The following is a 19,760-nucleotide window of genomic DNA, read 5'->3' on the forward strand; positions in this document are numbered from 1 at the left end:
TTCCTTTCTATTGTTTCGTCACAGGTGCAAATTTTGCTAACAAACGTTTAACACCAATTGGGCTTGGGAATGCAATATCTAATTCTTTTGCATCACCTTCACCTTTTACACTTACAACTGTACCGACTCCCCATTTTTGGTGGGAAGCTTTATCTCCTACTGCCCAGCCAATTTGTTCGCCGCCTGTCGTCTTAGCTGCAGGGCGCGCGAAAGCTGAACGAGAGCGTGTTGTCGTTGTGATTGTCGTTTTGCCGCTACTTGCCGTTCTGCCTTTTGCACCAAACGATGTTTCACGCTTTGGCGCTGTTTCATTTAATGATTCCACTAGTTCTGTCGGGATTTCTGTAATGAATCGAGACGCAGCGTTCATACTTGTTCTACCAAATAAAGTACGCATTTGCGCGTTAGATAAATATAGCTCTTCTTCTGCACGGGTAATACCTACATAAGCAAGACGACGTTCTTCTTGCATTTCATCCTCTTCCATAAGAGAACGAGTATGAGGGAATATCCCCTCCTCTAAGCCAACAATAAAGACAACCGGGAACTCTAATCCTTTCGCTGAGTGCATCGTCATTAAAATAACTTCTTCACCAGCAGTTGGGTCTTCATCTACACGATCAATATCCGCAACAAGTGCTAAATCTGTTAAGAATGCAACAAGGCTCTTATCTTCGCTTTGAGATTCAAATGTTTGCGTAACAGATAAGAACTCGTCTAAGTTTTCTAAACGACCTTCCGCTTCTAAAGAACGTTCATTTTTCAACATATCGCGATAGCCTGTTTTTTCAATAACTTCTTCTACTAATTCTGTAACAGATAAATACTCTTGCATATTTACCCAGTTATTTAATAAATTCGCAAATTCTTTTACTGCCTTTGTAATTTTTGCACTTACTCCAACATGCTCAATTTCATCAAATACAGCAGTTAATGAAATTCCGTTTTGCACACCGTAATTAATAATTTTATCGATAGAAGTCGCACCAATACCACGCTTTGGCATGTTAATAATACGTGCAAAACTAATTTCATCATCTGGATTACCGATTAAACGTAAGTACGCCAAAATATCTTTAATCTCTTTACGGTCGTAGAACTTCGTACCCCCGACAATTTTGTACGGAATGTTAGATTTAAGGAAAATCTCCTCGACCATACGAGACTGAGCATTCGTACGATATAACACTGCAAAATCAGTATATTTTCGTTTCCCCATTTGAATATCGTCACGAATTTTTTTCGCAACAAAATACGCTTCGTCCTTTTCAGTTGCAGCACGATAATACGAGATTTTACTTCCAACTTGATTGTCTGTCCATAATTTCTTCGGCTTACGATTCGTATTTTTTTCAATAACAGCATTCGCTGCATTTAAAATATTTTGTGACGAACGATAGTTTTGTTCTAACAAAATTACTTGTGCATTCTCATAGTCTTTTTCGAACGACAAAATGTTAGAAATATCTGCACCACGCCAGCGATAAATAGACTGGTCAGAGTCACCTACAACGCAAAGATTTTTAAAACGCGCTGCCAAATGTTTAACAAGAAGATATTGCGCTTTGTTCGTATCTTGATACTCATCAACGTGAATATATTGGAACTTACGCTGATAAAACTCTAATACTTCTGGAACACGTTCAAATAACTGAATCGTGGTCATAATTAAATCATCAAAGTCTAATGAATTATTTTTCAAAAGACGTTTTTGATACTCTGTGTATACATCGCTCGTTAATTTTTCATATGGATCAGCCATTGTAATTTTTTTTGCATATTTATCCGCAGATAACAGTTCATTTTTCGCATTACTAATACCCGCTAAAATAGAGCGCGGCTCAAATTTCTTCGGATCAATATTGCGCTCTTTCATAATTTTTTTGACTACAGTTAGCTGATCGCCTGAATCTAAGATTGTAAAGTTACGATTAATACCAATACGATCGATATCCCGTCGTAAAATACGTACACACATAGAGTGGAACGTCGAAATCCAAATATCTTCTGCTTCTGGTCCCACAAGTGTATCAATACGCTCACGCATTTCACGAGCTGCTTTATTTGTGAAGGTAATAGCTAGTACATTCCATGGTGCTACACCTTTTTCACCAAGTAAATACGCAATACGATGTGTTAACACACGTGTCTTACCACTACCTGCACCTGCCATTAATAGAAGTGGTCCATTCGTTGTTTGGACTGCTTTTTGTTGCTGTGGATTTAAACCGTTTAATAATCTATCTGTCATACTCATATACGCCTGCACCTACTCTCCTTTTACTGCTTTAACTGTTTTTAACGCCGATTTTATATCATCATAAATAATATTTCCAACAACTACTGTATCAGCATATTGTGCCATTTCTTTCGCCTGTTCTGCATTAGAAATACCACCGCCATAGTATAACTTAGCTTGTTTCAATTCTGCTTTTACATTTTTAACAAGTTCAACATCTCCATACGTACCGCTATATTCTAAATAAAATATCGGTAAATGTAATAACTTGTCTGCTAAACGAGCATATGCAATAACGTCATCTTCTGTTAAATCACATTTCGCTTCTGTAAGCTGGGCTACTTTCGCTTCTGGATTTAAAACACAATACCCTTCCATAAAAATTTCGTCCCAGTCCATAATATCCCCAAATTCTTTCAATGCCTCATGATGAACACCTGTTACCCATTCTACTTTTCGGCTATTTAAAACACTTGGGATGTAATAAAAATCAAATCCTGGTGTAATTGCTTCTACATCAGAAACCTCTAATACACAAGGAACTGCATATCTACGAATGCTAACTAGCATGTGTAATACGTTATCAATTGTAACTCCATCACTTCCGCCTACAATAACCGCATCAGTTCCAGACTCACAAATCATTTCTAAATGTTCATCGCTTAACTCCTTATTTGGATCAAGCTTAAATACATGTTTCCATCCGGAAATATCGTACATGAAAACACCCTTCCTTTTCTCTAGTTATATATATTTCTGTTCAAAATAACAGTTTATTTTCATCATTATTGTTTTAACTTCATCTTAAATATTTGTTTAAAACGGAGAATTAAGTTTGGAATTACCTCTTCCATATTTTTTAAACTAGAGGATTTAATTTTGAAGTTCCTTTTATGCATTCTTTCATTATAACAAAAAAAGTTACTTACACACACGCACATTCCAACATCTTTTTCCACGTCAAATGTTGGATTACATATCCCAAAAATCAAACGGGATACTAATAAAAGAAATAGTATTATCTATTTCAACTTTCATAAAAAGGAGTGTTTTTCTAATGAAGCAAAATATCGGGACAATAAACGCTCTAATTCGAATTACACTTGGGCTTGTCCTCTTCGGATGTAGTGCAACTAAACTTGTACGCAAGCCGTGGTGCACTTGGTCTAACATTTTTCTATGGATTGGTGCAATGAAAGTTGCAGAAGGAATTGTTCGTTTCTGCCCTGTTGTTGAAATGTGGAAATTCGGAAAATACATGAATATGGGGGCATTTAAAATGCCTAGCATGAATTTTGCTGAAAAAGGACATGCTAAAGAAGAAGTGAATCAAACTTCCACTCATGACAAGCCAAAGTCAAAAGGAAGTTATGACGCTTCTGACAAAGAGATTGAGTCAGCGATTGAAAATATAATCCTGGCAAAACCGCTTTGAATCATTTGTCACGATGCAAGATGCTCTCAAAGGGACTTAGCTGCTGCAGTGGGCGGTTAAGTCTTCTTTATTTTACCATAAAACAGAACGTACATTCTCTTTTTCGGCCTTAAAATGTATATAAAAGATATCAATCAATAAAATTCAGAAAATTAGGTGCATACCTCTTGCTTAAAATGATATAAAAGTGATATCATTTTTATATCAGGAGGCGATCATATGAAAGAAAAACAAGTATTTTATGTAAATGGTTTTCTCGGTATTATTGGAATTTTGATTTTAGCTGCTATCGGTGTATTTTTCCTTGCACAAGAAATTTTCATAGGAGCGGCACTAACTATTATATTAGCCGCAGTTCTCGCTACAGGTATCGGTATTGTTCAACCGAATCAAGCGAAGGTTATTACGTTCTTCGGTAATTATTTAGGAACAATTCGTCAAAACGGTTTATTTTTAACGATTCCGTTCGCATTCCGTCAAACTGTATCTTTACGTGTTGAAAACTTTAACAGTAAAAAATTAAAAGTAAATGACGTTGATGGAAATCCAATTGAAATTGCAGCTGTTATCGTATATAAAGTTGTTGATTCTGCAAAAGCAATGTTTGGTGTTGAACATTATGATCGATTTGTAGAAATTCAAAGCGAAACGGCAATCCGCCATGTTGCAACAAAATATCCTTATGACAATTTCCAAGATGAAACCTGCGTTACGTTACGCGGAAATACTGAAGAAATCTCTGAAGAATTAAAACGTGAGTTAGAGGCGCGTCTTGAAATTGCTGGTGTAGAAGTATTAGAAACTCGTTTAACGCACTTAGCTTACGCAACAGAAATTGCCCATGCAATGCTACAACGCCAGCAAGCAAAAGCAGTATTAGCTGCTAGAAAAGAAATTGTTGAAGGTGCTGTGAAGATGGCGAAAGATTCCATCCATATGTTAGATGAAGAAGGCGTACTAGAACTCGATGACGAGCGTAAAGCAAATATGGTAAACAACTTATTAGTTGCCATCGTTTCAGATAAAGGTGCGCAACCAGTTATTAATACAGGAAGCCTATACTAAGGGCTATAAGTAATTATGGCTAAAAAGAAAAGCTTTCCATTACGTATTGATCCTGAATTACACGCAGTCATCGAAAAATGGGCAAATGATGAATTTCGTAGCGTCAATGCACACATCGAGTATTTACTTCGAGAAATGGCAAAGCAAAAAGGGAAATTAAAAAAAGATAAAGATGCATAAAAAATCCCGCTGATTCCTCAGCGGGATTTTTACATATTAACTTTTCGTCATCTCATGCCCAATTGCACGATATCCTATATCACTTCGATAAAATAGACCATCACTCTCAATTTTACCGATTTCTTTATATACTTTATCTTTTGCTTCTTGTAAACTATTTGCCTTACAAGCAACAAATAATACACGGCCACCGTTCGTTACAAAGTCCCCATGTTTCATTGCTGTACCTGCATGGAAAACAATCACATCTTGCAGTGCATCTAGTCCACTAATAATATCACCTTTTTTATATGCTTCTGGATATCCTTTAGAAGCAAGTACAACACCGATTACAGCTTCTTCTGACCATTGTAACGTTAGTTCACTTTCATCTAATACAGCGTTACATACGTCAACTAAATCATTTTCTAAGCGAGGTAATACAACTTCTGTTTCAGGATCACCGAAGCGTGCATTAAATTCAATTACCTTCGGACCATCATTTGTTAAAATAAGACCTGCGTATAAAATACCTGTAAACGAACGGTTTTCTGCAATCATCGCCTTAGCAGTTGGATGTAATACGGTTTGAATCGCTTCTTGAACTGCTGATTCTGGAATTTGTGGTACTGGAGAATATGCACCCATTCCGCCCGTATTTGGACCTTTATCACCATCAAAAGCTCTTTTATGATCTTGGGCGATTACCATTGGATGTACAGTTGTTCCATTCACGAATGCCATTAATGAAAATTCTTGTCCATCTAAAAACTCTTCAATAACGACCTTCTTACTTGCCGCGCCGAATTTCACATCTTGTAGCATTTCTTTCACAGCTTGTAATGCCTCTTCAAGCGTCATTGCTACCGTTACCCCTTTACCCGCAGCTAGGCCGTCAGCTTTAATAACGATTGGTGCACCAACTTTTTGAATGTACTGTACTGCTTCTTCATAATCTGTAAAAGTTTCGTACGCCGCAGTTGGAATATCATACTTTTTCATAAGCTCTTTTGTAAAAGCTTTACTACCTTCAATAACAGCAGCCGCTTTATTCGGACCAAATACGCGAAGTCCCTCTTCTTTAAAACGATCAACAATTCCATTCATAAGCGGAATTTCTGGTCCAACGAAAGTTAACTCAACATTATTCTCTTTTGCAAATAAAACTAATGCATCAAAATCATTTTCATCAATATCAACTGGTGTTGCAACATCTCTCATACCTTCATTACCTGGTGCTACATATACCTTTTCTACTTTTTCAGATTGTGCAAACTTCCAAGCTAAAGCATGCTCACGCCCACCGCGGCCAATTACTAAAACATTCATATTTCATCCCCCAATAATTAAATAAGTACAAACTAGAAGCTATGCTCCTAGTTTGCTTTTTCATATCAATAAAAGGTTATCTCGACCGGACTTTTTAAACATCCATATCAATAAAGGTTTAAAAAGGAGGATCAAGAGCACCGAGCAGGTCTAGGCGCATTTGCCAGGAGGACACGGAGTGTAGCTTTCCTACATGAGTACCGCACTGGCGATGCAACGACGACATGCGAAGGTTATCTTGACCGGACTTTTTAAACATCCTCTATTAGTGTTTGAAATGACGTACGCCAGTGAACACCATAGCAATCCCATAAGTATCTGCCACTTTAATAGAATCTTCATCACGGATTGATCCGCCTGGTTGAATGATTGCTGTAATTCCTGCTTTTGCTGCTTCTTCTAATGTATCTGGCATTGGGAAGAAAGCATCAGATGCAAGTGCGCTACCTTGTGCTTTTTCACCAGCTTGTGTAATTGCGATTTTTGCAGAACCTACACGGTTCATCTGTCCCGCACCGACGCCAATTGTCATGTCATCTTTCGCTAAAACAATTGCGTTTGATTTCACATGTTTTACAACTTTCCAAGCTAGTTTTAAATCTTTCCATTCTTGCTCTGAAGGTTCACGTTTCGTTGGAATTGAAATTGTACTTTCATCTAATGATAACGTATCTTCTTCTTGAACGAGAAGTCCACCTTGTACAGAAGTTAGTTTTTTGCTTGCACTTGTCGCTTTTTCAATATTTATAGTTAATAAACGTAAGTTCTTCTTACTTTGTAACACTTCTAAAGCTTCTTGCGAGAACGAAGGTGCGATAACAATTTCTAAGAAAATTTCATGTAACTTTTCTGCTGTAGCTTTATCAATTTCACGATTTGCTGCAATAATACCGCCGAAAATTGATACTGGATCTGCTTCATAAGCGCGAGTATATGCTTCGTGAATATCAGTTCCTACTCCAACACCACATGGATTCATATGTTTTACTGCTACTACTGCTGGTTCTGTAAATTCTTTTACGATGCTAAGTGCTGCGTCTGCATCATTAATATTGTTATACGATAATTCTTTACCGTGTAATTGTTCTGCGTATGCAACAGAAGAAGTTGCTGCGAATGGCGCTTTATAGAAAGTTGCCTTTTGATGTGGGTTCTCGCCATAACGTAAGTCTTGCTTTTTCTCAAATGTCACAGTTAATGTTTCTGGACTTTCTTCACCCATTTGCTCTGTTAAGTAGTTAGAAATTAACGCATCATACGCTGCTGTATGACGGAATACTTTCGCTGCTAGTTTACGTTTTGTTTCCTCTGCTACTTCACCGTTCTCTTTCAGTTCTGCTAACACAATATCATAATCTACTGGATCTACAATTACAGATACGAATTTATGATTTTTCGCAGCAGAGCGAATCATTGTCGGGCCACCGATATCAATATTTTCAATTGCATCAGCAAATGTTACATCAGGCTTAGCGATTGTTTCTTTAAATGGATATAAGTTAACAACAACAAAGTCAATTGGCTCCATACCTAATTCATTCATTTGTGTTACATGTGTTTCATTATCACGAACTGCTAATAGACCACCATGAATATTTGGATGTAACGTTTTCACACGGCCATCCATAATTTCAGGGAAACCAGTTACTTCAGAAATACCAATTACTTGTAAACCGTTTTCTTCTAATAACTTTTTCGTACCACCTGTTGAAATAACTTCAATCCCTTGTTCTAGTAACCCTTTAACAAATTCTACTACTCCTGTTTTATCTGAAACACTTACTAATGCACGCTTTTTCATTTATCCTTCACCCCTGGTTGTATGTTAGTTAACAGTTGATTCTTTCACAGACTGAACAATTTGATTCACTGTATTTACGTATAATTTATGTTCAACTTGTTGAATTTTCTTTTGTAAACTTTCTCTCGTATCCCCTTCAGAAACAACCACTGCTTCTTGCGCAATAATTGGCCCTGTATCCATACCTGCATCTACATAATGAATTGTTACTCCAGTTACTTTCACACCTGCTTCTAACGCTTGACCGACAGCATCTTTACCCGGAAAGCTCGGTAGTAATGATGGATGAATATTAATAATCTTCCCGCCGTATGCTTCTAGTAACGTCGGCCCGATTAACCGCATATATCCAGCTAAAATAACATAATCAATTTCATATTCTTCTAGCTTCTTTAATATCTCTTTTTCAAATGCTTCTTTTGACTCATATGCTTTCGCTGAAAAAGCAAAACACGGAATATGATGATAATTTGCCCGTCCAACAGCGCGTGCTTCTGGTTTATCACATACTAATAAACTAATTTCTGCATCCAATCTTTTTTCTTCTACCGCATTAACGAGAGATTGAAAGTTAGATCCGCTTCCAGAAGCAAAAACTGCTAATCTACTCATAGTGCTGTGCCCCCATTAAAAGTAACGCCAGCTCCTTGTATAGTACGTCCAATAATACGAGCCATTTCTCCTTGCTCTTCAAGAAGACGAACAACATCTTTTGCATCTTCTTCCTTCACTGCTACTACCATACCAATACCCATGTTAAAAATATTGAACATTTCTTTTTCTTCCAGTTTTCCAACTTCTTGAAGCAAACTAAAGATCGGCTGAATTTCCCAAGATCCTAGTTCAATCTCGGCACCGATTCCTTCTGGCAACATGCGTGGAATATTTTCAATAAATCCACCACCTGTAATATGCGCCATACCGTATACTTCATGTTTCTTCAATAGTTCTAAAATAGGTTTGACATAAATTTTCGTTGGTTTTAATAATTCTTCACCAAGAGGTAGTTCTAAGCGGCCATAAATACGCTCTAAAGATAGTTCCCCATCTTCTAGTAACACTTTTCGTACTAAAGAGTAACCATTGCTATGAATACCGCTAGATGCTAAGCCAATTAGCACGTGACCAGCTTCAATCTTTTCACCTGTTACAATTTTCTTTTTATCAACAATCCCAACTGTAAAACCAGCTAAATCATATTCTTCCGTAGAATACATTCCTGGCATTTCAGCTGTTTCTCCACCGATTAATGCACAACCAGCTTGGCGACAGCCCTCTGATATACCTTTGACGATGTTTTCAATTTTACTAGGTTCAGCTTTACCACAAGCAATATAATCAAGGAAGAAAAGCGGCTCTGCTCCTTGGACAACAATATCATTTACACACATTGCTACTGCATCAATACCAATTGTGTCATGTTTATCTGCCATAAAAGCGAGCATCAATTTCGTTCCCACGCCATCTGTTCCAGATACTAATACAGGTTCTTCTAATGCAAATTTTGATAGATCAAACATGCCTCCAAAACCGCCTAAACCGCCTAGTACTTCTTTTCTCATAGTTGTTTGTACGTGTTTTTTCATGCGAGATACCGCTTCATATCCAGCTTCAATATCTACTCCTGCTTGCTTATATGCATTCGCCATCGTTATTTACACCTCGTCTTTTAATTTCTCCCCATCCAGGGCGGGCTATTTTAAGAAAGGAGCTAGCTTCTACATCAAAAGAAGTAGAAGCTTGTTTCACTTTTCTTATTTCATACTTTCTAAAAGCTCTTGCTCATAATCATAAAGAGCTGTTGGATAGTCCCCATTAAAGTAAGCCATGCATAGGCCACCATATTTCCCTTCATATGGACGTCCAATTGCATCTACTAATCCATCTTCGCTTAAAAATGTTAAAGAATCTGCTCCGATCATTTCACGGATTTCTTCTACTGTATGATTTGCTGCAATTAATTCTTTTCTCGTTTGAATATCAATGCCATAGAAACATGGATATTTCAGAGGTGGTGAAGCAATTCTTACGTGAACTTCTGTCGCTCCAGCTTCACGAAGCATACGAACAATTCGTTTACTTGTCGTTCCTCTTACGATAGAGTCATCAATCATAACAACTCGTTTCCCTTCAACTACACCTCTTACTGCGGAAAGCTTCATCTTAACCCCTTGCTCTCGCAGTTCCTGAGAAGGTTGAATAAACGTACGTCCAACGTAACGATTTTTAATTAATCCTAACTCATATGGAATACCTGTTGCCTCCGCATAGCCAATCGCAGCTGAAATACTAGAGTCTGGTACACCAGTAACAACATCTGCTTCAATAGGAGCTTCTGCCGCTAAACGTTTCCCCATATTCTTACGTGCTGCATGAACGTTAACGCCTGCAATATTAGAATCTGGTCGTGCAAAGTAAATGTATTCCATACTACAAATTGCATGTTCTACATCGTTTGTGAAACGATCTACGTGAATTCCTTCATCATTAATGATAAGTAATTCACCCGGTTCTACATCACGAATGTATGTTGCACCTACTACATCAAAAGCACATGTTTCAGATGCTACAACGTAAGCATCCCCCATCTTTCCAATTGAAAGCGGACGGAACCCATTCGGATCTAATGCAACGATCATTTCATTTCCAGTTAGTAAAAGATACGCAAACGCACCTTTCACTTTGTTTAAAGCTTCTTTTACACTTTCAATTAAAGAATCTTTCGTACTACGTTTAATAAGATGTAAAAGTACTTCTGTATCTGAACTAGTTTGAAAAATACTGCCCTCTGCTTCTAATTCACGACGAAGCATTTTTGCGTTAATTAAATTTCCGTTATGAGCTAACGCCATACTATGATCGGAAAAACGGAACAACAATGGTTGAACGTTAGCAACTTCACTTCCACCAGCTGTTGCATATCGTACATGTCCGATCGCTGATTTTCCATTTAATCCTTCTAGCTCACCTCTTGAAAACACTTCTGATATTAAACCTAACCCCTTGTGACCGACGATTTTTTCCCCATTATTTACGACAATGCCTGCGCCTTCTTGCCCACGGTGCTGTAAACTGTGCAATCCGTAGTATGAAACTTGTGCTGCATTTTCATGCCCCCAAATTCCGAAAACGCCACATTCTTCGTTTAACCCCTTTATTTCAGCAAGCATGGGATTGCCCCTTTCCAAGCCTTTCTCATTTCATCTACATTTGCTGTAAGTAATACTTCATTTTCTTCATTATGAATTGTTACTTCATTTGTACTTGTTACTTCTCCAACTTGGATTGCTTCTACCACTTTCTCAAACGCCTCTTTATTTTCACGTTTTACAGTTATCACGAAGCGAGACTGTGATTCAGCGAATAATGCAGCTGTTGCTTCTCCATCTAATTTCACAGTAGCACCTAAGCCTTTAGCACCAATTGCACTTTCTGAAATCGCAACTGCTAAACCACCTTCAGCAACATCATGTGCAGATTGAACAAGACCAGCTTGAATTGCTTCTAATACTTGTTTTTGGCGTTTTAATTCTACATCTAAATCGATACTTGGTGATTGACCGAAAATTTTGCCGTGAATCATTTTCTGTAATTCACTTCCGCCAAACTCAGCTTTCGTCTCACCAATTACATACACTACATCACCAGCTTGCTTAAACTCTTGTGTTGTTACATGTTTTAAGTCATGCACAAGTCCGACCATCCCAACAGTTGGTGTTGGATATACAGCTTCACCACTACGCTCGTTATACATCGATACGTTTCCGCCGATAACTGGTGTTTGTAATGTGCGACAAGCTTCACTCATACCGTCTACTGATTTCTCAATTTGCCAGAAGATTTCTGGTTTTTCTGGGTTACCGAAGTTTAAGCAATCTGTAATTGCAAGTGGCTCTCCGCCAGAACATACGATATTACGCGCTGCCTCTGCTACTGCAATTTTACCGCCCATCTCTGGGTCTAGATAAATGTAGCGAGAGTTACAATCTGTCGTCATTGCTAATCCTTTTTCTGTACCGCGTACACGTACAACTGCAGCATCTGAACCTGGCGTAACAACTGTGCTTGTGCGAACTTGGTAATCGTATTGATCGTATACCCACTCTTTACTTGCAATTGTTGGTTGCTGTAATAAAGCGAATAACGTTTCTTTATAATTTTCTACTTTTGGCGTTTCCATTTTCATTGCTTGGAATTCAGCAAAGTATGCTGCTTCTTTTGATGGCTTATGATAAATTGGTGCTTCTTCTGCTAAAGCATCTGCTGGAACTTCAGCTACCTTTTCACCTTTATGGAATAAACGAAGCATTTTATCTTCTGTTACTTTCCCCATCGTAACCGCTGCAAGACCATACTTCTCAAATAAATCTACTATTTCTTGTTCTCTACCTTTTTTCACGACAATTAACATACGCTCTTGTGATTCAGATAGCATCATTTCATATGGTGTCATTCCTGTTTCACGCTGTGGTACATCATCTAAGTACATTTCAATACCCATTCCTGCTTTACTTGCCATTTCTGCAGATGATGATGTTAAACCAGCCGCACCCATATCTTGAATTCCAACAAGTGCATCAGATTGAATTAATTCTAAACACGCTTCAATAAGAAGTTTTTCCATAAATGGATCCCCTACTTGAACCGCTGGACGTTTCGCTTCTGAGCTTTCAGATAGTTCTTCCGACGCGAATGTTGCACCGTGAATACCGTCACGACCAGTTGATGCTCCTACGTACATTACTGTGTTACCAGCACCATGTGCTTGCCCTTTTTTAATGTCTTCGTGGTTAATCAAACCTACGCACATTGCATTTACAAGTGGATTTCCTTCATAACATGGATCAAATTGTACTTCGCCGCCAACAGTCGGAATACCGATGCAGTTACCGTATCCTGCAATTCCTGCTACTACTTCTTCGAATAAATATTTCACACGTGGTGACTGTAATTCACCGAAACGAAGTGAGTTTAATAGAGCTACCGGACGTGCTCCCATAGAGAATACGTCACGAATAATACCACCAACACCTGTTGCAGCTCCTTGATATGGTTCAATAGCTGAAGGATGGTTATGACTTTCCATTTTAAATACAACTGCTTGATTATCACCGATATCTACAATTCCAGCACCTTCCCCAGGCCCTTGTAGAACACGCTCACCTGTTGTTGGGAATTTTCGAAGCACTGGTTTTGAATTTTTATAACTACAATGTTCAGACCACATTACAGAGAATAACCCTGTTTCTGTATAATTTGGCAGACGACCTAAAATCTTTTCAACCATGGCAAACTCTTCGTCTGTTAACCCCATTTCCGCATATATACGCTCTTCTTTAATTTGTGTTGGATTTGGTTCAAGCATTAACGACATATGTTTCCCTCCACTGTTTTAAGATAGATTGAAAGACTTTTAACCCTTCAGCACCGCCAAGTAATTCATCTACAGCACGCTCTGGGTGCGGCATCATACCAAGTACATTTCCTTTTTCATTTACAATACCAGCAATATCTGAAACGCTACCGTTAGGGTTTTCTACATAACGAAATGCGATTTGATTGTTCTCTTCTAATTGTTTAAGAGTCGCTTCATCACAATAGTAATTCCCCTCACCATGCGCGATTGGAATATTAATTATTTCATCTTTTTCATATTGTGATGTAAACATCGTTTCATTATTTTCAACACGTAACTGAACAGTGCGACACATAAATTTTAAGTTTTCGTTTCTTATTAACGCTCCTGGTAGTAATCCTGATTCAACAAGAATCTGGAATCCATTACATACACCTAAAATCGGCTTTCCTTGCTCAGCAGCTTTTTGCACTGCTTTCATTGCATTAGCAAAGCGAGAGATAGCACCGCAGCGTAAGTAGTCACCATAAGAAAATCCACCTGGTAGTAGAATTGCATCATATTCATCTAAATTCTCTGTATCGTGCCAAACGTAATCTACTTCTTCGCCAAGCTCATCTTTAATTGCATGGAACATATCGACATCACAGTTCGAACCCGGAAATACTATTACGGCAAATTTCACTGTGCGACAACCTCCTCAACTTCATAACGGAAGTCTTCCATTACAACGTTCGCTAATAGTTTTTCACACATTTCTTTTACCTTGCTATCTAAATCAGATACAGATTTATCAATTGTTAGTTCCATGTACTTTCCGATTCGAACGTCTTGTACTTCTGTGAATGAAAGACTATGAAGTGCTCCTTTTACTGCTGTTCCTTGTGGATCTAATACGCTTTCTCTTAATGTTACATATACCTTAACTTTATACATGTGAAATTCCCCCTAAACGTTTTAAAATCTCTTCATAAGCATCTGTTAAATTTCCAAGATCACGACGGAATACGTCTTTATCAAACTTTTCATTGCTCGTTTCATCCCATAAACGGCAAGTATCTGGTGAAATTTCATCCGCTAAAATGATTTCTCCTTCTTCCGTTACACCAAACTCTAATTTGAAATCTACTAATCTTACACGACAGCTTGCGAAATGATCAATCAACACTTGATTGATTTGTAGAGCCATATCTCGTAATACACTTACTTGCTCTGGCGATGCAACGTTTAATACACGAATATGATCTTCCGTTACAAGCGGATCTCCTAAATCATCATCTTTGAAGTAAAATTCTACGATTGGTTCTGCAAGTACAGTTCCCTCTTCCATTCCTAATCGTTTTGAAAGACTTCCTGCAATTACATTTCTTGTGACAACTTCTAAAGGAATAATACTCACTTTTTTAACAAGTTGTTCTGTTTCAGATAACTTCTCAACAAAATGTGTTTTAATTCCCACTTCTTGTAACTTTCTGAACAATAAAGTTGTAATTTCATTGTTCAAACGACCTTTTCCTGTAATCGTCTCTTTTTTCTCCCCATTGAAAGCAGTCGCACTATCTTTGTACTCTACCCAAACCATATCTGCTGATTCTGTACGATAAATTCTTTTTGCCTTACCTTCATACAGCAATTCTAGCTTTTGCATTTCGCAAGCCCCCTGTAGTTTGAAAAATGTGAATAATATTTTTATAAAGAATGGCACAGAATGACTCTATTCTGTGCCATATGAAATTTTACGCTTCGTTTAATCCAAGGCGTTCAAAGATTGTATCAACGTGTTGCATATGATGCTCATAGTTGAAGCATTCATTAATTTCTTCTTGTGTTAACTTGCTTGTAATACGCTCATCAGCTTCTACAAGCTCTTTAAATTGTACTTGTGTTTCCCAAGCTTCCATCGCTTTAGGCTGTACGATATCATAAGCTTCTTCACGTACCATACCTTTGTCGATTAGTGTAAGCATTACGCGCTGAGAATAAATTAAGCCGTATGTTCTTGTCATATTACGTTTCATATTCTCTGGGTATACAGTTAAGTTTTTAACAATATTACCAAAGCGATTTAACATGTAATTTAATGCGATTGTAGCATCTGGTAAAATTACGCGTTCTGCCGACGAGTGAGAAATGTCACGCTCATGCCATAATGGAACATTTTCGTAAGCTGTCATCATATAACCGCGGATAACACGAGCTAAACCAGTCATATTTTCAGAACCAATTGGATTACGTTTATGTGGCATTGCAGAAGAACCCTTTTGACCTTTTGCGAAAGCTTCTTCAACTTCACGTGTTTCACTCTTTTGTAAACCACGAATCTCAACTGCCATCTTTTCGATAGATGTTGCAATTAGTGCAAGTGTTGACATGTAGTGTGCGTGACGATCACGTTGCAATGTTTGTGTTGAAATTGGTGCTGCTTCTAATCCTAAATTTTCACAGACATATTTTTCTACGAATGGATCGATATTTGCATATGTACCAACCGCACCAGATAGTTTACCAACACGAACTGTATCAGCAGCTTGTTTGAAACGCTCTACGTTACGTTTCATCTCTTCATACCAAAGACCAAGTTTTAAACCAAATGTCGTTGGTTCTGCATGAACACCGTGTGTTCTTCCCATCATGATTGTGTATTTATGCTCTTTCGCTTTGTTAGCTAAAATGCTTACAAAGTTCTCTAAGTCTTTTAATATAATTTCATTCGCTTGTTTTAAGATGTAAGATAATGCTGTATCTACTACATCTGTAGATGTTAAACCGTAATGAACCCATTTACGTTCTTCGCCTAATGCTGGCGTTTCTGATACAGCACGAGTGAATGCAACTACGTCATGACGTGTTTCTTTTTCAATTTCATAAATACGATCAATATCAAATGATGCATGTTCACGAATTTTTTTAACATCTTCTTTTGGAATATCGCCAAGCTCAGCCCATGCTTCACAAGCTAAAATCTCAACTTCTAACCACGCTTTAAATTTGTTCTCTTCCGTCCAAATCGCACCCATTTCAGGGCGTGTATAACGACTAATCATCTTTTTCCCTCCAACAGTTGTTCTTGATGGTCCCAAATATGCAAACTCTTCGCTTTTTCTAGAGCGACTTCAATATTATCATTTAAAATATTAACATGCCCCATTTTTCGCTGTGCTTTTGCTTCTTCTTTTCCATACAAGTGTAAATAGCACCCGGTTAATCTATTCACTTGTCTTAGGACCCCTTCTATATGTTCGCCTAAAATGTTTACCATGACAACTGGTTTTAACAAATTTGTTTCTCCTAGAGGTAAATTACAGATTGCTCGAATATGTTGACCAAATTGACTCGTTTCACATGCATCCTGTGTATAGTGTCCTGAATTGTGAGGTCTTGGCGCTAATTCATTAATATAAATCTCACCATTATCTGTAGCAAACATCTCTACAGCTAGTGTTCCCACAAGTTCTAATTCATCCGCAAGTACCTTTGCATACGCAATTGCTTTTTGAGAAAGCTCTTCTGTAATGCGAGCTGGAACGATAGATTCATGTAAAATGTTATTTACATGAATATTTTCTGCTACTGGAAACACTTTTGTTTCACCACTTACACTACGAATCACAATAACTGATACTTCTTTTTCAAAAGGCACCCATTTCTCTAAAATACATTCTGCTTTATCCACAAGATTTCTTGCTGCCTCAACATCAGCTTCACTTCTTAAAACAACTTGCCCTTTCCCATCATATCCACCTGTCGTCGTTTTTAAGACGGAAGGGAATGATAACCCAGCAATTGCTTCTGTAAGCTGATCTTGATTTTGAACTAATCTATACGTTGCTACTGGTAACCCAGCCTTCTCAATCGCATTCTTTTCTGTAAAACGATTTTGTGTTGTATTTAACAACTGACTACCTTGTGGTAAGTACGCATGTTTTTCAAGCCATTGTAAACATCTATAATCAATATTCTCAAATTCATATGTGACAACATCACTTATCTCTGCTAAATGCTGAATTGCTTTTAAATCATCATATGGTGCAACAATTTCAATATCAGCAACTTGTGCACATGGCGAATGCTTTGTAGGATCTAAAACAGCAATTTTATATCCCATCTCCTTAGCTGCCAATGCCATCATTCTTCCTAGCTGGCCGCCTCCAATAATACCGATTGTTTTTCCAGGTAAAATGATTCTCGTCATACTAGCTCACTACCTTCACGCACATCTTTTTCAATCGCTTCTCGTCTCAATTCTAATGCATCATGTATATCATCATGAAATGATCCAAGTATTTGTGCGGCAAGTAATCCAGCATTCGTTGAACCGGCTTTACCAATTGCAACAGTTGCAACTGGAACACCTCCTGGCATTTGGGCGATGGATAATAATGAATCTAAGCCGTTTAATGCTTTTGATTGAACTGGAACTCCAATTACAGGAAGATTTGTCTTCGCTGCAACCATTCCTGGTAAATGTGCTGCTCCACCAGCTCCAGCAATAATAACTTTCAATCCACGTTCACGAGCCGTCTCTGCATATTCAAACATATAATCCGGAGTCCGATGAGCGGATACAACTTTTTTCTCATACGGTATATTTAATTCATCTAAAATGTCACAAGCATATTTCATTGTTTCCCAGTCTGACGTACTTCCCATTATGACTCCAACTAGTGATTTCATATTAGAATCCCCCCGATTCAAATAAAAAAAGCCTGAAATAGAACAGTTTCTCTTTTACTATGAGAGAAAGCGCTCTACTCAGGCATACGTATCCCTTGTGAATAGAAAAATACCGAGTGACTTTCCCTCATAGTCTAACGAATAACGGTCGTTAGGTAGAGACTTGCAGGCCATATCCCCGCGATTATATGAGGTCTTATATTATTGTTTCTATGGCTATATTAACAATATTTCATAAACAATGTCAATAAATAATCGAATGTTTTTTTATTAGCAGTCAATAACGTTCGTGTTTTAGTTATATTCAAAAGAAGAATTGCAACTATATACAAGAAGAAAAGGGAATTAGAATATATATTTCTAGAGATCTATTTTATGTATTTATCGTTTAAATAGCACTTCAGTATGTTTTTAATCAAAATATATACACTCTTGTATTATTATAACGATTTAATTTCTAAGGAGGATAACTGTTAAAGAAAGAACTATGCTATTATCCTATTTATTTTCTCTATTGCAGTAATTTCTGTAATTATTAAATACTTATTTATAGCATCTCATTATTTAAAATATATACTTATGATAGAAATAATGTGTCCTATTTTAAGTATTACTTTAGCGACATTAGGAAAATCAGGAACACAAAAAATCATTACTATTATTTTAAAGAGTCTCTATTTCATTCTTTTTTCGTCTGTAGCTTTATTAAATTTACGGATTATAGCATTCGGTAAATAAAAATAAACAAAAAAAAACCTAAGTCAAAATAACTTAGGTTCTTGCTTGGCGACGTCCTACTCTCACAGGGACAAGGTCCCAACTACCATCGGCGCTAGAGAGCTTAACTTCCGTGTTCGGTATGGGAACGGGTGTGACCTCTCTGCCATCATCACCAAACTATGAAGGCATATTCCTTCAAAACTAGATAACATTGCTACATATTATATGGTTAAGTCCTCGATCTATTAGTATTCGTCAGCTCCACATGTCACCATGCTTCCACCTCGAACCTATCAACCTGATCATCTTTCAGGGATCTTACTAGCTTACGCTATGGGAAATCTCATCTTGAGGGGGGCTTCATGCTTAGATGCTTTCAGCACTTATCCCTTCCGCACATAGCTACCCAGCTATGCCCTTGGCAGAACAACTGGTACACCAGCGGTGCGTCCATCCCGGTCCTCTCGTACTAAGGACAGCTCCTCTCAAATTTCCTACGCCCACGACGGATAGGGACCGAACTGTCTCACGACGTTCTGAACCCAGCTCGCGTACCGCTTTAATGGGCGAACAGCCCAACCCTTGGGACCGACTACAGCCCCAGGATGCGATGAGCCGACATCGAGGTGCCAAACCTCCCCGTCGATGTGGACTCTTGGGGGAGATAAGCCTGTTATCCCCGGGGTAGCTTTTATCCGTTGAGCGATGGCCCTTCCATGCGGAACCACCGGATCACTAAGCCCGACTTTCGTCCCTGCTCGACTTGTAGGTCTCGCAGTCAAGCTCCCTTATGCCTTTGCACTCTACGAATGATTTCCAACCATTCTGAGGGAACCTTTGGGCGCCTCCGTTACACTTTAGGAGGCGACCGCCCCAGTCAAACTGCCCACCTGACACTGTCTCCCGGGTCGATAAGACCCGTAGGTTAGAATTTCAATACAGTCAGGGCGGTATCCCACCAGCGCCTCCACCGAAGCTAGCG

Annotated in this window: 17 protein-coding genes, 2 rRNA genes, 1 pseudogene and 1 riboswitch (1 of these 21 only partly in view); of the genes and pseudogenes, 4 read left to right on the forward strand and 16 right to left on the reverse strand. The window is 38.1% G+C overall.

Features of this window, described 5'->3' with window-relative positions; translation table 11 throughout:
* Positions 1–7: 7 nt before the first annotated feature.
* Together pcrA and pcrB are read right to left on the reverse strand one after the other, a co-directional pair.
* Positions 8–2,257, reverse strand: a complete 2,250-nt coding sequence (gene pcrA, locus IQ781_RS13845) for a DNA helicase PcrA (RefSeq protein WP_002164784.1) — start codon at positions 2,255–2,257, stop codon at positions 8–10.
* Between the two features lie 12 nt (positions 2,258–2,269).
* The gene (gene pcrB, locus IQ781_RS13850) at positions 2,270–2,959 is read right to left on the reverse strand and encodes a heptaprenylglyceryl phosphate synthase (RefSeq protein ID WP_000272099.1); all 690 of its coding nucleotides are present in this window, start codon (positions 2,957–2,959) and stop codon (positions 2,270–2,272) included.
* 337 nt (positions 2,960–3,296) lie between these two features.
* On the opposite strand from pcrB, the gene IQ781_RS13855 reads away from it, so the two are divergent.
* The 3 genes from IQ781_RS13855 to IQ781_RS13865 all read left to right on the forward strand — a co-directional run bounded on the left by IQ781_RS13855 (position 3,297) and on the right by IQ781_RS13865 (position 4,919).
* The gene (locus IQ781_RS13855) at positions 3,297–3,674 is read left to right on the forward strand and encodes a YgaP family membrane protein (RefSeq protein ID WP_000812346.1); all 378 of its coding nucleotides are present in this window, start codon (positions 3,297–3,299) and stop codon (positions 3,672–3,674) included.
* 219 nt (positions 3,675–3,893) lie between these two features.
* On the forward strand, positions 3,894–4,739 hold the full coding sequence (locus IQ781_RS13860; RefSeq protein WP_000660669.1) for an SPFH domain-containing protein: 846 nt from the start codon (positions 3,894–3,896) through the stop codon (positions 4,737–4,739).
* 15 nt (positions 4,740–4,754) lie between these two features.
* The gene (locus IQ781_RS13865; protein WP_001085171.1) at positions 4,755–4,919 is read left to right on the forward strand and encodes a type II toxin-antitoxin system antitoxin; all 165 of its coding nucleotides are present in this window, start codon (positions 4,755–4,757) and stop codon (positions 4,917–4,919) included.
* Between the two features lie 36 nt (positions 4,920–4,955).
* Here the strand turns inward: IQ781_RS13865 and purD are convergent, their stop codons facing one another.
* The 12 genes from purD to purE form a co-directional block, all read right to left on the reverse strand.
* Complete coding sequence (purD, locus tag IQ781_RS13870; protein ID WP_086385330.1) at positions 4,956–6,227, reverse strand: phosphoribosylamine--glycine ligase; 1,272 nt, start codon at positions 6,225–6,227, stop codon at positions 4,956–4,958.
* Positions 6,228–6,492: 265 nt separating this feature from the next.
* Positions 6,493–8,028: a bifunctional phosphoribosylaminoimidazolecarboxamide formyltransferase/IMP cyclohydrolase gene (purH, locus tag IQ781_RS13875; protein WP_000745439.1), complete on the reverse strand. Its 1,536-nt coding sequence runs from the start codon at positions 8,026–8,028 to the stop codon at positions 6,493–6,495.
* Between the two features lie 24 nt (positions 8,029–8,052).
* Positions 8,053–8,640 carry a phosphoribosylglycinamide formyltransferase gene (purN, locus tag IQ781_RS13880; RefSeq protein ID WP_000088589.1) on the reverse strand — a complete coding sequence of 196 codons (588 nt, stop codon included), beginning with the start codon at positions 8,638–8,640 and terminating at the stop codon, positions 8,053–8,055.
* Positions 8,637–9,677: a phosphoribosylformylglycinamidine cyclo-ligase gene (gene purM / locus IQ781_RS13885; protein ID WP_001262439.1), complete on the reverse strand. Its 1,041-nt coding sequence runs from the start codon at positions 9,675–9,677 to the stop codon at positions 8,637–8,639. Before purM ends, purN begins: the two co-directional genes overlap by 4 nt.
* 105 nt (positions 9,678–9,782) lie before the next feature.
* The gene (gene purF, locus IQ781_RS13890) at positions 9,783–11,198 is read right to left on the reverse strand and encodes an amidophosphoribosyltransferase (RefSeq protein ID WP_000879025.1); all 1,416 of its coding nucleotides are present in this window, start codon (positions 11,196–11,198) and stop codon (positions 9,783–9,785) included.
* Entirely contained in the window at positions 11,183–13,402 is a 2,220-nt protein-coding gene (gene purL / locus IQ781_RS13895) for a phosphoribosylformylglycinamidine synthase II (RefSeq protein WP_065382292.1), read from the reverse strand. The genes purF and purL overlap by 16 nt, the downstream gene beginning before the upstream one ends.
* Entirely contained in the window at positions 13,386–14,069 is a 684-nt protein-coding gene (gene purQ, locus IQ781_RS13900) for a phosphoribosylformylglycinamidine synthase subunit PurQ (protein ID WP_000666774.1), read from the reverse strand. The genes purL and purQ overlap by 17 nt, the downstream gene beginning before the upstream one ends.
* Entirely contained in the window at positions 14,066–14,320 is a 255-nt protein-coding gene (purS, locus tag IQ781_RS13905) for a phosphoribosylformylglycinamidine synthase subunit PurS (protein ID WP_000278823.1), read from the reverse strand. Before purS ends, purQ begins: the two co-directional genes overlap by 4 nt.
* Entirely contained in the window at positions 14,313–15,032 is a 720-nt protein-coding gene (gene purC, locus IQ781_RS13910) for a phosphoribosylaminoimidazolesuccinocarboxamide synthase (protein WP_001170544.1), read from the reverse strand. The genes purS and purC overlap by 8 nt, the downstream gene beginning before the upstream one ends.
* A gap of 88 nt (positions 15,033–15,120) precedes the next feature.
* A complete protein-coding gene (purB, locus tag IQ781_RS13915) occupies positions 15,121–16,428 on the reverse strand; it encodes an adenylosuccinate lyase (RefSeq protein ID WP_000625682.1) in 1,308 nt (435 codons plus the stop codon).
* Positions 16,425–17,576, reverse strand: coding sequence for a 5-(carboxyamino)imidazole ribonucleotide synthase (purK, locus tag IQ781_RS13920; protein WP_000196774.1), 1,152 nt, complete (start codon positions 17,574–17,576; stop codon positions 16,425–16,427). Before purK ends, purB begins: the two co-directional genes overlap by 4 nt.
* Positions 17,573–18,058 carry a 5-(carboxyamino)imidazole ribonucleotide mutase gene (purE, locus tag IQ781_RS13925; protein ID WP_000839365.1) on the reverse strand — a complete coding sequence of 162 codons (486 nt, stop codon included), beginning with the start codon at positions 18,056–18,058 and terminating at the stop codon, positions 17,573–17,575. Before purE ends, purK begins: the two co-directional genes overlap by 4 nt.
* 110 nt (positions 18,059–18,168) lie before the next feature.
* A riboswitch (purine riboswitch) is annotated at positions 18,169–18,270 on the reverse strand.
* 275 nt (positions 18,271–18,545) lie between these two features.
* On the opposite strand from purE, the pseudogene IQ781_RS28175 reads away from it, so the two are divergent.
* Positions 18,546–18,796: pseudogene (locus IQ781_RS28175) on the forward strand (hypothetical protein).
* Between the two features lie 43 nt (positions 18,797–18,839).
* Here the strand turns inward: IQ781_RS28175 and rrf are convergent.
* Both rrf and IQ781_RS13935 read right to left on the reverse strand, forming a co-directional pair.
* A 5S ribosomal RNA gene (rrf, locus tag IQ781_RS13930) occupies positions 18,840–18,955 on the reverse strand.
* Positions 18,956–19,003: 48 nt separating this feature from the next.
* A 23S ribosomal RNA gene (locus tag IQ781_RS13935) occupies positions 19,004–19,760 on the reverse strand (it continues 2,157 nt past the right edge of the window).

The organism is Bacillus sp. N447-1 (assembly GCF_022701035.1).
Taxonomy (GTDB): domain Bacteria; phylum Bacillota; class Bacilli; order Bacillales; family Bacillaceae_G; genus Bacillus_A; species Bacillus_A cereus.

What these genes read in the sequence shown, in the direction of transcription:
- purL (WP_065382292.1), bottom strand. Translation starts at nt 13,402, where the DNA reads ATGTCGTTAATGCTTGAACCAAATCCAACACAAATTAAAGAAGAGCGT.
- purC (WP_001170544.1), bottom strand. Translation starts at nt 15,032, where the DNA reads ATGCAAAAGCTAGAATTGCTGTATGAAGGTAAGGCAAAAAGAATTTAT.
- purM (WP_001262439.1), bottom strand. Translation starts at nt 9,677, where the DNA reads ATGGCGAATGCATATAAGCAAGCAGGAGTAGATATTGAAGCTGGATAT.
- purB (WP_000625682.1), bottom strand. Translation starts at nt 16,428, where the DNA reads ATGATTAGTCGTTATACACGCCCTGAAATGGGTGCGATTTGGACGGAA.
- purN (WP_000088589.1), bottom strand. Translation starts at nt 8,640, where the DNA reads ATGAGTAGATTAGCAGTTTTTGCTTCTGGAAGCGGATCTAACTTTCAA.
- purF (WP_000879025.1), bottom strand. Translation starts at nt 11,198, where the DNA reads ATGCTTGCTGAAATAAAGGGGTTAAACGAAGAATGTGGCGTTTTCGGA.
- purS (WP_000278823.1), bottom strand. Translation starts at nt 14,320, where the DNA reads ATGTATAAAGTTAAGGTATATGTAACATTAAGAGAAAGCGTATTAGAT.
- purK (WP_000196774.1), bottom strand. Translation starts at nt 17,576, where the DNA reads ATGACGAGAATCATTTTACCTGGAAAAACAATCGGTATTATTGGAGGC.
- IQ781_RS13855 (WP_000812346.1), top strand. Translation starts at nt 3,297, where the DNA reads ATGAAGCAAAATATCGGGACAATAAACGCTCTAATTCGAATTACACTT.
- IQ781_RS13865 (WP_001085171.1), top strand. Translation starts at nt 4,755, where the DNA reads ATGGCTAAAAAGAAAAGCTTTCCATTACGTATTGATCCTGAATTACAC.
- purD (WP_086385330.1), bottom strand. Translation starts at nt 6,227, where the DNA reads ATGAATGTTTTAGTAATTGGCCGCGGTGGGCGTGAGCATGCTTTAGCT.
- purE (WP_000839365.1), bottom strand. Translation starts at nt 18,058, where the DNA reads ATGAAATCACTAGTTGGAGTCATAATGGGAAGTACGTCAGACTGGGAA.
- pcrA (WP_002164784.1), bottom strand. Translation starts at nt 2,257, where the DNA reads ATGAGTATGACAGATAGATTATTAAACGGTTTAAATCCACAGCAACAA.
- pcrB (WP_000272099.1), bottom strand. Translation starts at nt 2,959, where the DNA reads ATGTACGATATTTCCGGATGGAAACATGTATTTAAGCTTGATCCAAAT.
- IQ781_RS13860 (WP_000660669.1), top strand. Translation starts at nt 3,894, where the DNA reads ATGAAAGAAAAACAAGTATTTTATGTAAATGGTTTTCTCGGTATTATT.
- purH (WP_000745439.1), bottom strand. Translation starts at nt 8,028, where the DNA reads ATGAAAAAGCGTGCATTAGTAAGTGTTTCAGATAAAACAGGAGTAGTA.